This window comes from Bacillus sp. JJ1532 (genome assembly GCF_036965085.1).
GTDB lineage: Bacteria > Bacillota > Bacilli > Bacillales > Cytobacillaceae > Cytobacillus.
Window position 1 is genome coordinate 16241 of sequence record NZ_JBALOW010000070.1, and the last position, 12599, is coordinate 28839.

Sequence of the window (12599 nt, forward strand, 5' to 3'; positions counted from 1 at the left end):
AAAAGAAAAGCGCAATGAAATGGTTTGTCAAATAAGCAATTGGGGTAAAGAACTAGGATAGACGCATTAGGACTTTTGCCCATTATTTAATTTGTTACATAAGAATACAATATTGTAATCAAAATTGAAAATTTGCCATAAAAATATTTTGTTAGAATAAAAGATAGGAAAAAAAGTAGATGAAGCTTCTTGGGCTTTAGCCGTTTCGGCTTGTTTTGATATTAGTGAAAATATCAAGTGTGTGAAAATATTCTGCGGGGGTAGCATGATGATCATAGATGAACAATTAATAGGAAAAAGTTATTACAAGTCATTAGTGGAAGGGAAAGAGAATGTCCATCCCATCAAGGCATTAGGTGAGCTGTATATGGAGGAGCAAAGGAAAGCAATATCGGAACTTTCCTTTATTCGCTTTGCTCAAGGGGAGATTTACTTCCAAAATTGTGATTATGAAGCAGCCATTTTTAAATGGGAGAATATTAATAATGAACTTGAGCCATGGGCAAAGAAGAATATGGCAGATGCTTATTTTAAACTAGAGATTCTTGCTACAGCTGAGGATTTGTACCGGTCCATTCAAACAGACTCAGAATATCTGAAAATGGAAGTGCTATTACAGTTGTTTTCCACTTATGTAGCACGCGGAAAGCTTGATTTTGCAGTTGAGGTGATCAAGGAGGCTGTTTCCTTTAACCCAGACTATCGGGATGTAACGAGCATTGCTAAAGCGTTTTTTGAAAAGCATCAGGATTGGAAAAATGCCATTGAACTTGCTGTGAATGAATCCATCCGGACAGGAGATCTTTCTTGGTTCGACATTCTGCAATCTTATGTCGAGGAGGGAAAGATAAAGAAGACAGAACCAAATTATTTCAATGAAGCATTGGTCACTTTATTTAAGGCGGATTTGGCAAAGTTTGAAAGACTGGCTGTTTCCTTATGGAATCAATATCGAAATGGAGACTTATATTTTACTTGGGTTAAAGAATTAAATCACATCCTTCTCCATATGGAAGGCGGAAGCTCCCATTCATGGAAAGAGCTTTCGGCCGTTTATCATGATACATATTTCGAATTAATTAATGGGAAGTATTTAATAAGAGAAATTTCACATTTAATTCCGAATCATTTAAGCAACTGGGTGAAAATGGCTGATTCTGCTTATTCATCCATTGCAGCTGCTTCTGCCCTAGCATGGAGTGAAATCTTCCCTTCGAGTATCGAGCATTCAGCGATTAATTTAGCCGAGAAAAAGGTTAGCCAAGAAATGCGCGACCGAAATGGCTTAACGGATGGATTCGAGTTATTCAAGTCCGTTGTCTCTTGGGCAAGGAAGAATGGTATCGAGATTGGACACCGATTTGAATGGATGGTGAAGGAGCTTCTTGATCTTCAGGCTCCTTATCTATTAATTGCCGGAGCCGCTGGCAATGAGAAATCGGGATTTATCAATCATTTACTTGGTGAAACAATAATCGATGACTCTATTTCAACAACTGTGATGTTCAAGGATGATGAGACGGTTGGCATACAGGAGATTGGCGATGAAGGAGAAAGAGAAATTTCTCATTTATCCGATGTTAGCGACAACGCACAGACTGTGATCCTGTATAAAAAGCCTACACCTTTTCTTCGCGAAAAGCAGCTTGCCTTTATTGATACACCTGGCATAACGGGTCTGAACCGATTCAGAAATGAAGTATTCCAATATTTGCAGCTCGCGGATAGTCTGCTATTCGTACTTAATGCCAATCATGCTTTCACAGAGGAAGAGCTTGAAATGGTTGTGAAAATTCGTGAGCAGGCACCTGACCTTCCTATTCACTTCTTGTTAAATGGGGTAGATTCTAATGAGATGGAGCAGGAAGTGATAGACAGTGCCACTTCGAAAGTGAATACTTATTTTTCAAAAGCAAGAGTATTTGCCTATTCTGGCCGTGATGAACAGCTTGAGCCTTTAACTCAATTCTTGAAATCTATCACGAATAACGACAATCTTGAAGAAAAAAGAACGTCTAAGGTTCAGCATTATATTCGCAAAACGATTAAGTTCCTACTGGAAAGACGCGTGGAAATGGAGAATGGTTTCATTGAATCCATTAAATGGAATGATGAGATGGTAACCAAATTAACAGGAGCGACCAATCAATTACGTGATTTGGAGGAAGAAAAAGCCCGAGTCATGAAAAGGTCCTTTACAAAGATAAAAGACGATCTAAAGCTTCAGCTAATGGAGGATATTCCTGAACTGCTTAAAGGGAGTTCAGAATTAATACATGAGGACAGCGATTTTGGGAAGGTCCATGTTCAGCTGAATGCTGAAATGAATAATCGTATTCGTCATCATTTAGATGAAATGATTATGCCAAGCTTCCATAAGGGGATTCATCAGTGGATTAACGAGGCAAGTGATGAATTCACCGAGGCTCAAGAATTCCTGAATGAAATGGGTGCGGGCTTTAATGATCTGTATGAGGAAGAAAAACTAAGTCTCGCATGTGATTTTAAAGTGTTAGATGATTGGCGCAGAGATGCAGATCGGATGACGAGAGGTAAAGTGCATCTAGAAAATATAAATATATTAAACCGCTTTACACCATCACAGTTTATTTTAAAGAGCGCTGGCAGATTGCTCGGAGCTATTCAGCAAAATAAATCAATGCTCCATAACAAATATAAACAATTTATTGAAAATGAGGATTACAGCGAAGTGGCTGCATCGGTTGCAGAACAATTCTTCCAGCCATTTGAACTTTTTGAAAAATCGATAGATAGAGATGTCAGCATGTTTTTTAGTCCGCCGTTAACTGAACTGCAGGAAGCAGTGAAGGAATCAGGAAGTCAGATTGAATTCAATAAAGAGTCTTTGAAGGAAATTAGGGAAAATCCTGAACTATACCGTGATCCGATCACCTTATTCCACCTTAAGCTCATTCAGCTTGAATGGATGACGGATGTCCGGGAAGCGACTTATCAAAACCAGTAAAAGCCCATAATAGGCCGCTCGGCTAGCATTTTAGCCGAATGGCCATACATAACGTTTTAGCAGTCATTCTGCCACTCATAAATAATTCAACCTCTTAAACCTATTTCATCTTGAAGGAGGCGTATTTAGTGAGTTTTAAAAGGAAGCAATATCTCAGCTTAGGCTTGACTGTATTTTTTATGCTTCTATTGATGTTTGTCATCCTCTTTATGGCAAATTTAATAAAAGCGAATATGCTAGAAATTGTGAAGGATCGATACTATAAGGTAAACCAAACCACAGAAATTAGAAGGCTATTCGATCAAACCGATCGCCAGCTTCTACGGATATTAATTGTTAAAGAAGAAATGAACCCTGAATTGATTGAGAAATCTCTAAAATACAATGAAGAAGGCATTACATCAGAAATAATTAAATTAGAATCATCCATTAATACAACTAGAGGCAGAGAGGTTCTAAATGAAATCGAAAAATCTTACAATGCCTACAATCAGATGGAGAAGGAATTTATTGAAAAATTCAAAAGCGGTAAATTTGATGAAATGCAAACCATTTATGATAGTGAACGAATCAATCGCGATCGGCTTCTACTCGATTTAGGTGAATTTATTGAATACCAGGAAACATTAATGGATGAATCACTCCAAAGTGCTACAAAAACACATTCCCAGCTCGTCATTGTGTTAATATCAGCTGTTACTCTAGCCCTATTGATGATTGTCCTTGTTACACTTTCACTCATTCGAAGCACAAGTAAAACGATGGCAATCATATTAAAGGGGCTCAATCTTATTGATTATAAAAACCTGTCCAAGCTCCCAAGGGTAGAAATTCATACAAATGATGAATTCGGAGATATAGCAAAGTCCTTTAATACAATGGCAGCGTCTTTAGAAACCTATAATGAAAAAGAAAGAAAATATATTTCAGAAATAACGGAGCAAAATTGGATACAAAGCCATTCTGCCGACATCATTCATCTGTATAGCCACCATGTCAATATTCATTCCCTCGGTGAAGAGCTCATTCGCCAATTGTCCCATGCAATCAATGCCAATCTTGGTGTTTTCTATGTGAAAGAAACGGATAATGGAAAGCCGGTTTATCGAAAAAAATCCTCCTATGCAGAAGACGGTCAACATGTCGGGAGAGAGTTTTTTTATCCAGGCGAGGGGCTAGTAGGGCAATGTGCCGTTGAAAAGAAGCACTATATTCTAAAAGATGTTCCAAGTACGTATCATCTAATTCATACTGGCCTTGGAAGTGTGGCACCAAGAAGCATTATGATGGCGCCAGTTTTGGTGAAGGATGAAGTCGTAGCGGTTGTGGAACTGGCAAGTCTAAACGAGTTTACATCTACTCATTTAAAACTATTGGAGGAAGTGCTGGACACGCTAGGCATCGCCATTACAAATATATTAGGCAGAATGGAAATTGCCCGTTTACTGGAGGACTCGCAGACAAAGACAGAGGAACTGCAAATGCAATCTGAGGAATTGCAGTCACAATCAGAGGAGCTACAAACTCAAGCGGAAGAGCTCCGAATGATTAATGAGCAATTAGAAGAACGCACAAATGATGCAGAGCTGAAGTCGGAGGAACTGAGGTCTGCAAAGGAAGCACTTGAAGAAAAGGCTAGAGAGCTAATGCTGAGTTCGAAATACAAGACTGAATTTCTTGCCAACATGTCTCATGAGCTTCGTACACCATTGAATAGTATTCTGCTGCTCTCAGAAATGCTGATTGATGATCCGAATCATGGCCTTAATGAAGAACAAGTCGAATTTACTAAGGTTATTCATTCAGCCGGTCAGGATTTGCTAGACTTAATAAATGATATTCTTGACCTTTCTAAAGTGGAGGTTGGGAAGCTTGAGATACACTTTGAAGAAGTGAATATGAGTGTTTTTACTGATCATTTGGAACGGAACTTTGTTCAATTCGCTAAGAAGAAGAATCTTGAATTCACTGTTACTGAGATTGAAGGTGTACCAGAAGTAATATTTACAGACGAACAGCGCCTTCAGCAAATGATTAAAAACTTACTTTCAAATGCCTTTAAATTTACTGATTCCGGTTCTGTTTCTGTTACTTTTGAAAAAGCGCACAGCCATGAGATCAGCAGCTTCCCTCAAGCGAATTCCTCAGATACATGGTTAAAGGTGATTGTTTCAGATACAGGAATTGGAATTCCTATAGAGAAGCAGGAGGAGATATTCGAAGCCTTCCAGCAGGTGGATGGAGCAACAATGAGAAGGTATGGTGGAACAGGGCTCGGATTATCTATAACAAAAGAGTTTGCTCAGCTTCTTGGCGGGGTATGTAAAGTAAAGAGTGAAGAAGGGAAGGGCAGCAGTTTCACTTTATTTATTCCAAGCCTGCCTGATGGTTTACCGAAAAAAGCAGAGGAAACAGTGATTACTGAAGCTGCTTCCGCCAAAGATTTTGAATCTATTATTGAAGCATCCATTAAAAATCTGCCTAATGATGAACAGGAAGTTAGCCCATCTTCTACGGTTTTACAAGGAAAATCGGTTCTCGTTGTTGACGATGATCATCGGAATATTTATGTGATAAAAAATGCACTTGAAAAAGAAGGCATGCATGTTCTAACAGCCGAAAATGGCATGGAGTGTTTAGACACGATGGTAAAAGAAGAAAAAGTGGATATTTTGTTAATGGATATTATGATGCCTGTTATGGACGGCTATGAAACGATGAGGAGAATCCGTGAGCTTGAAGAATATCAGGATTTGCCCATTATTGCTCTAACAGCAAAAGCCATGAATTATGACCGCAGAAAATGCATAGAATCTGGCGCATCAGATTATATCAGCAAGCCGCTAAAACTAGATCAGCTATTGTCAGTTATGCGAGTGTGGTTATCTTAGAAAGAAAATTATTGGGATGATGAAGAATGTTTAAAGTTAGTAAAGAGGATGTAGAGCTTGAACTATTGTTATTAGCTATTTTTCGTCTATCAGGCTATGATTTTCGCCAATATATGAGATCTTCAATCATGAGACGGGTGCAATACCGATTAACCCAGGAACGTTTACCGAGTATTACCAGTCTGACGGAGAAAATTATTCATGATGAAGTATATTTAGAAAAAATATTAAGCGATTTTTCGATTAATGTGACGGAGATGTTTCGGGACCCTACCTTCTTCAAAACATTTAGGAATGAGGTTACTCCATTTCTAAAAGATTTTCCTGAAATTAGAATTTGGCATGCTGGCTGTTCTACTGGGAAAGAGGTATATTCCATGGCCATTTTGATGGAGGAGGAAGGGCTTGGGCACAAAACAAAAATCTATGCAACCGATATGAATGAAAAAGTCTTAGCCAAAGCAGAGCGAGGAATAATTCCTCTGCAGAAAATGCAGTTATATACAAGGAATTACTTGCTTTCAGGAGGCAAAAAGTCGTTTTCCGAATATTATACAGCTGATTGGGAGGCTGCTTATTTAAATCCTGCATTACTAAAACATGTCGTCTTTGCTCAGCATAATTTAGTAACGGACCGATCATTTAATGAGTTTCATGTCATCATTTGCCGGAACGTCCTTATCTATTTCAATACTGACCTTCAGGGACATGTGCTTCAATTATTTAATGAAAGCCTAAGTCAGGGAGGATTCCTTGGGCTCGGCAGCAAGGAATCTATTCGTAAAGACAATTACAGCTTCGAAGACTTCAACCCAATAGAAAAGTTATTCCGAAAGAAATCATCACTTTCCAAATATTAGAACAGCTTCTTTTGATAGAAGCTGTATTTTTTTTTTTACTATATTCAAGGACTTTTTCATTGTAATGTTACTTATTTTTTGGTAAGTTATTTTTATGTAACATTAGATGATCGGCAGAACAAAAAAACTTCCAGTTTCATGAAAGCAACTGGAAGTGTTCTAAATCTTATTATTGTAAATCGCTATCTGCATCAATTGGGTCAGTCATTCTAACATTTTTAAGGTCCTTGACAATGTCTTCTGTTACAACGACTTGCAGTGTTTCTTTGCCCTTCATGAATTTGAAAACACCATTATTGAAGTCTGTACCTTGTTCCTTAAAGAATATCCCTTCAAATTCGGCTTCTTTTGTATGAATAAAGCTTAGGCGATAAAAATTCTCTTCTTTAACTAGGTATGCACGGACCCCTTTTTCGAAAAGTCCTTCTTGATCTCTAAGAGCACGGGAAACAGAAATGATGTGCAGGTCAACAAATGGAATTTCCTTCAGCAAGGAGTTAATAATGGAGCCCTTAGCTATTTGTTCCCAGCGACTCTGGGCAGTCTGGCCTAGGATAATTTGAGTAATATGCTTTTCACGGGCAACCTCTGCAATTACTTTAGAGACAGGCCGCTTTTCATTATCTTTTAAAATAAATTCCTCAATGCGATGATGTTCAGCTATTTGCTGCCATCTAGTAATATAATCTGATTTTTCTGCATCCAGGTCATCAAAGGGCAAAGGATCAATGGTTAAAATATACAGAGGGCAATTAAGCATGCTCGCAATTTTACAGCCGCGTTGAATAAGGCGTTCACCATTTGGTCCATAGTATACACAGACGAGGATGCTTTCGTCCATACGTCCCTTTACTTTTTTCATTTTCATTTCACCTCGAGTTAGATGCGTTTAATAGAAATTAGATTCGATTAAACTATGTTTGAATATATCTCATGCAGCTGTGTCAAGTCAATCTATTTCCATTATTATATAAGCTTTGTTCATGAATAATGTCGGTGATCAATCCGCTTTATATATTCTTGCTCATTCTTGTTTTCGTCCCGAATAAAACCCGTTCACATGCACAAGGCTAATAACCATAATCACTAATGTAGCCATTATATAAGAAGTAGCTGTCAAAGACTAATAATGAATGATGAAACAAATATTAATAGAAATAAAATCTTTGTTAGGAGGGGATTTGATTGTGTCTTTGCTACCTTTCATGATCTTTCTGCCGTTTATTTTTGCTATAATAACACCTTTTATTTATAAAAATGTTACACCACGAATTCATACGGGCTGGTTTGTCGTTTTTGTCCCGCTAACAGTATTTCTGTATTTACTACAGTATATTCCTGTAATTTCCAATGGACAAACAATTTCCCAATCGCTTCCATGGATGCCTTCATTAAATATTAATATTTCAACTTATCTGGATGGCTTGGCGCTTATTTTTGGACTGTTAATTTCTGGAGTTGGGACGCTTGTTGTGCTCTATTCGATTTATTACATGTCAAAAGAGCGTGAAGCACTCCATAATTTCTATGTTTATATGCTTTTATTCATGGGTGCAATGCTAGGTCTCGTTTTTTCAGATAATATTTTAGTTTTATATGTATTTTGGGAATTAACGAGTATTTCTTCGTTTTTACTGATTGCCTATTGGTATCAACGGAAAAACTCTAGATATGGTGCCCTCAAATCAATGCTGATTACGATATTTGGCGGACTTGCGATGTTATCGGGTCTCATTATGCTTTCCATAATGACAGATACATATAGTATACGTGAAATATTGAACATAGTTCATGTTGTTACAGACCATTCATTATTTCTTCCTGCTATGATTTTGCTGCTTTTAGGAGCTTTTACAAAATCAGCCCAATTTCCATTTAGTATTTGGCTCCCAGATGCAATGGAGGCACCTACTCCAATAAGTGCCTATTTACATTCAGCAACCATGGTGAAGGCCGGCATTTATTTAGTAGCTAGATTTACACCTGTTTTCGGCGGAAGCAGTGAATGGTTTTGGATCGTCTCAGGGGTTGGGATCATCACGTTAATTTATGGCTCCATTAACGCTGTCAATCAGAAGGATTTAAAGGCATTACTAGCTTATTCGACCATCAGCCAATTAGGTTTGATTATGTCTCTTCTTGGATTAGGTTCTGCTTCTTTGTATTTTGGTCTTGGGGATGAGTCAACGGTCTATGCTTTTGCGGTATTAGCGGCTATGTTTCATTTAATTAATCATTCCACCTTTAAGGGTAGTCTATTTATGGTAATTGGGATTATTGACCATGAAACAGGAACGCGTGATATACGCAAATTAGGCGGATTAATGAGCCTGATGCCTATCTCATTTACTCTAACAATTATCGGAAGCTTCTCGATGGCTGGGCTTCCTCCATTTAATGGATATTTGAGTAAAGAGATGTTTTTTACAAGTGTATTAACGGCAGCAGAGCATCCGGTTTTTGGGATGAAGTCATTTGGTCTGATCATTCCATGGGTTGCATGGATTGCAAGTGTGTTTACGTTTATTTATTGTATGATTCTTGTTTTTAAAACCTTCACTGGCAAACATCGGCCAGAGAAATTAGATAAAGTTGCCCATGAAGCACCAATTGGCATGTTGATTCCGCCGATCATTTTAGCCTTGCTTGTCATTATTATTTTCTTTTTCCCAAATGTCGTTTCGAAAAACTTTCTTCAGCCTGCATTAATGGCGGTTTTGCCTGGACTTTCATTAAGTGAGATGGATGTAACGATCAAGCCGTGGCATGGATGGAATACAGAATTATATATGACACTCGGTGTGATTATCGTTGGTTCCATTATGTATAAATTTATTAAGCGCTGGACGTTTCTTTATGATTTCTTTCCTAAATCCTTATCACTGAATCACTTGTATAACCTATCGTTAGAAGGAACGGAAAGATCTTCATTAAAGGTAACCAATCGATATATGACAGGGTCTATCAGAGATTATTTAGTCTATATTTTTGGCTTCTTCATACTAGTTCTAGGCAGTTCCCTATGGCTTTCAAAAGGGTTTACCATGCAATATTTAAATAATGCAGAGGTTAGCATCTATGAAGGCGGATTAATAATCGCAATGGTCTTTTCAGCCTTTGCTGTCCTTCTTTCAAAATCAAGATTAACGGCCATTATTGCCCTTGGCGGACTAGGCTATCTCGTTTCCTTGTTCTTTGTTATTTTCCGGGCACCTGATCTGGCGCTTACACAGCTCGTTGTAGAGACCGTGACGGCTGCTTTATTCCTGCTATGCTTCTATCATTTGCCGGAATTGCGAAAGGAAGTAAGCAGAATATCATTTAAGATGACGAATTTCATTATTTCTCTTGGGGTTGGCGTCATCGTCACTTTACTTGCTTTGGCCGCAAATAATCATCGGCTTTTCGCATCTATTTCGAATTTCTTTGAGGATTCTTACACGCTTGCAGGGGCAAAGAATATCGTGAATGCTATTCTTGTTGATTTCCGTGGATTAGACACAATGCTGGAAATTCTCGTCCTATGTATTGCAGGTCTAGGAGTCTATACGTTAATAAAGCTTCAATTAGCAGGGAGGGGTCCTAAGGAATGAACCCGAATGATGTAATTTTGCGTTCTGTGACTAAAATGGCCATCGTTATTATTCTAACCTTTTCTATATATCTATTCTTCGGAGGCCATCATAATCCAGGAGGGGGATTTATCGGCGGCTTGAGTGTAGCTGCAGGGCTCGTACTTCTCTACCTCGCATTCGATATTGAAACCGTTCGAAAAAACATTCCAGTCGATTTCAAGAAAGTAGCGGGTTTCGGCGTTCTGCTTGCTGTTCTTACTGGGATGATCTCATTTTTTTTCGGGAAACCGTTTTTAAACCAAACCTTTGGTTACTTTAACCTTCCTGTTTTCGGAAAAACAGAGCTTGCTACGGCTGTGCTTTTTGATGTGGGTGTTGCCTTAGCTGTTATTGGCACAGCTGTCACGATCATTCTGAGTATAAGTGAGGATGGGTAGAGATGGAAACACTTATATCAATTCTAGTTGGCCTGTTTTTTTCGATTGGCACTTATTTAGTTTTAAGTAAAAGCTTAATTAGGATCATTTTAGGAACTTCGATTATCAGCCATGGTGTCAATTTGTTAATTCTAACCATGGGAGGATTAAAGAAGGGCGGTCCCCCTTTATTAGGCGGGATCAACACAACATTTACGGATTCATTGCCACAGGCACTTATTTTAACAGCCATTGTCATTAACTTTGCCGTGACTGCTTTATTTTTAGTGCTTAGTTACCGAACATATAAAACAGTTGGGACTGATGATATGGATCAATTAAGGGGACATAAGGATGAATAATCTTGTTATACTGCCGATCATCATTCCGCTTATTGCCGGGCTGGTCTTAATCCTATTCCGGAGAAACATTTTTTTTCAGCGCTTGCTTAGCATACTGGCCATCATGGCTATAGGTGTTGTCTCTGTCTCATTAATGAGTCAGATAAAAGTGAATGGAATTCAGACACTTCAGGCAGGAGGATGGGCCCCTCCTTATGGCATTAGTATTGTAGCGGATATGTTTTCAGCCATTTTGCTTATGAGTGCGAGCATCGTTGCGCTCTTTTGCTTGATCTTCTCCTTTCATTCAATTGGAGCGGAGAGGGAGAAGCATTATTTTTACCCATTTTATTTATTTTTGATTACCGGTGTGAACGGGTCGTTTTTGACAGGTGATATATTTAATTTGTTTGTCTGTTTTGAGGTTATGTTAATTTCATCTTATGTACTGATTTCCTTAGGAGGAACAAAGTTACAGCTTCGGGAGTCCATCAAGTATATCCTGATCAATGTTTTATCGTCTTCCTTACTTCTTGTGGCTATCGCCTATCTATATGCTATGCTCGGGACATTAAATTTTGCTCATTTATCTTTGAGAGTGGCTGAGGCGGGGCAGGATGGATTGCTGACAACGGTTTCCCTATTATTTTTAATTGTTTTTGGCATGAAGGCAGCACTTTTTCTTTTCTTCTGGCTGCCAGGTGCATATAGTGCACCGCCAACAGCCATCGCTGCTATTTTTGCGGCGCTCTTAACAAAAGTGGGGATCTACGCTTTATTTCGGACGTTTACACTTGTTTTCTATCATAAGCCAGAGGTTACCCATTTCATTATTGGGATTCTTGGCGCATTAACGATGCTACTTGGAGCCATTGGAGCAATTGCCTATTGGGATATCAAGAGAATCTTAACGTATAACGTGATAGTAGGGGTAGGTTTTATTATCGCTGGACTTGCCTCCCTAACGCCGAACGGCATAATGGGTTCCTTGTACTATCTCATTCATGACATCCTAATTAAGGCACTTATTTTCCTTTTAGGCGGTGCGATTATCGTCATTACGGGTACAAGTAAGCTAAAGGAAATAAGCGGACTCATTCGCAATCATCCTTATTTAGGCTGGATGTTCTTTATTGCCGCCTTATCGTTAGCAGGTATTCCGCCATTAAGCGGTTTCTTGGGAAAGGTCTTCATTACAAGAGGAACGTTTGAAGCAGGGTATTACTGGTTAGGCGGAATTGGATTATTAACGAGTCTAATGGTCTTGTATTCGATTATGAAAATCTTTATGAATGTTTTTTGGGGAGAAACGGCTTTAAGCAAGGAAATGGAAAAGGGAACAACGAAAGGTTTAATGTTTCCATTAGGATGCCTGACTGCTCTGACGATTACACTAGGATTAGGTGCAGAAGGAATTCATGAATATGTTCAAATAGCCGCAGATGGGTTATTGAATCCAAGACTTTATATTGAAGCAGTAATGGCGGGAGCCAAATAGTATTATGTCCAGCTCCAGCGCCTACCCCCTCG

Annotated in this window: 8 protein-coding genes; 7 read left to right on the forward strand and 1 reads right to left on the reverse strand. The window is 38.6% G+C overall.

The window, feature by feature from the left end:
• Positions 1-268 precede the first annotated feature (268 nt).
• From V7122_RS20125 to V7122_RS20135, 3 genes are all read left to right on the forward strand, one after another.
• Positions 269-2986 (forward strand): dynamin family protein, encoded by a 2718-nt coding sequence (locus V7122_RS20125; protein ID WP_335528601.1) that lies wholly within the window; start codon positions 269-271, stop codon positions 2984-2986.
• 128 nt (positions 2987-3114) lie between these two features.
• Complete coding sequence (locus V7122_RS20130; RefSeq protein ID WP_335528605.1) at positions 3115-5877, forward strand: response regulator; 2763 nt, start codon at positions 3115-3117, stop codon at positions 5875-5877.
• A gap of 26 nt (positions 5878-5903) precedes the next feature.
• The gene (locus V7122_RS20135) at positions 5904-6737 is read left to right on the forward strand and encodes a CheR family methyltransferase (RefSeq protein WP_335528606.1); all 834 of its coding nucleotides are present in this window, start codon (positions 5904-5906) and stop codon (positions 6735-6737) included.
• Between the two features lie 169 nt (positions 6738-6906).
• Here the strand turns inward: V7122_RS20135 and V7122_RS20140 are convergent, their stop codons facing one another.
• Entirely contained in the window at positions 6907-7599 is a 693-nt protein-coding gene (locus tag V7122_RS20140; RefSeq protein ID WP_335346423.1) for a universal stress protein, read from the reverse strand.
• Between the two features lie 325 nt (positions 7600-7924).
• Between V7122_RS20140 and V7122_RS20145 the strand changes: the two genes are divergently transcribed.
• From V7122_RS20145 to V7122_RS20160, 4 genes are read left to right on the forward strand one after another with little or no spacing between them, the layout of a single operon-like run.
• Entirely contained in the window at positions 7925-10330 is a 2406-nt protein-coding gene (locus V7122_RS20145) for a Na+/H+ antiporter subunit A (RefSeq protein ID WP_335528608.1), read from the forward strand.
• Complete coding sequence (locus V7122_RS20150; RefSeq protein WP_335528610.1) at positions 10327-10749, forward strand: Na(+)/H(+) antiporter subunit B; 423 nt, start codon at positions 10327-10329, stop codon at positions 10747-10749. Before V7122_RS20145 ends, V7122_RS20150 begins: the two co-directional genes overlap by 4 nt.
• A 2-nt stretch (positions 10750-10751) precedes the next feature.
• Positions 10752-11090 (forward strand): Na(+)/H(+) antiporter subunit C, encoded by a 339-nt coding sequence (locus V7122_RS20155; RefSeq protein ID WP_335528611.1) that lies wholly within the window; start codon positions 10752-10754, stop codon positions 11088-11090.
• Positions 11083-12567, forward strand: a complete 1485-nt coding sequence (locus V7122_RS20160; protein ID WP_335528613.1) for a Na+/H+ antiporter subunit D — start codon at positions 11083-11085, stop codon at positions 12565-12567. The genes V7122_RS20155 and V7122_RS20160 overlap by 8 nt, the downstream gene beginning before the upstream one ends.
• Positions 12568-12599 lie beyond the last annotated feature (32 nt).

Bases quoted from the DNA above. Each gene is read 5' to 3' on its own strand.
- V7122_RS20125 (WP_335528601.1), top strand. From the start codon at position 269: ATGATCATAGATGAACAATTAATAGGAAAAAGTTATTACAAGTCATTA.
- V7122_RS20135 (WP_335528606.1), top strand. From the start codon at position 5,904: ATGTTTAAAGTTAGTAAAGAGGATGTAGAGCTTGAACTATTGTTATTA.
- V7122_RS20140 (WP_335346423.1), bottom strand. From the start codon at position 7,599: ATGAAAAAAGTAAAGGGACGTATGGACGAAAGCATCCTCGTCTGTGTA.
- V7122_RS20150 (WP_335528610.1), top strand. From the start codon at position 10,327: ATGAACCCGAATGATGTAATTTTGCGTTCTGTGACTAAAATGGCCATC.
- V7122_RS20155 (WP_335528611.1), top strand. From the start codon at position 10,752: ATGGAAACACTTATATCAATTCTAGTTGGCCTGTTTTTTTCGATTGGC.
- V7122_RS20160 (WP_335528613.1), top strand. From the start codon at position 11,083: ATGAATAATCTTGTTATACTGCCGATCATCATTCCGCTTATTGCCGGG.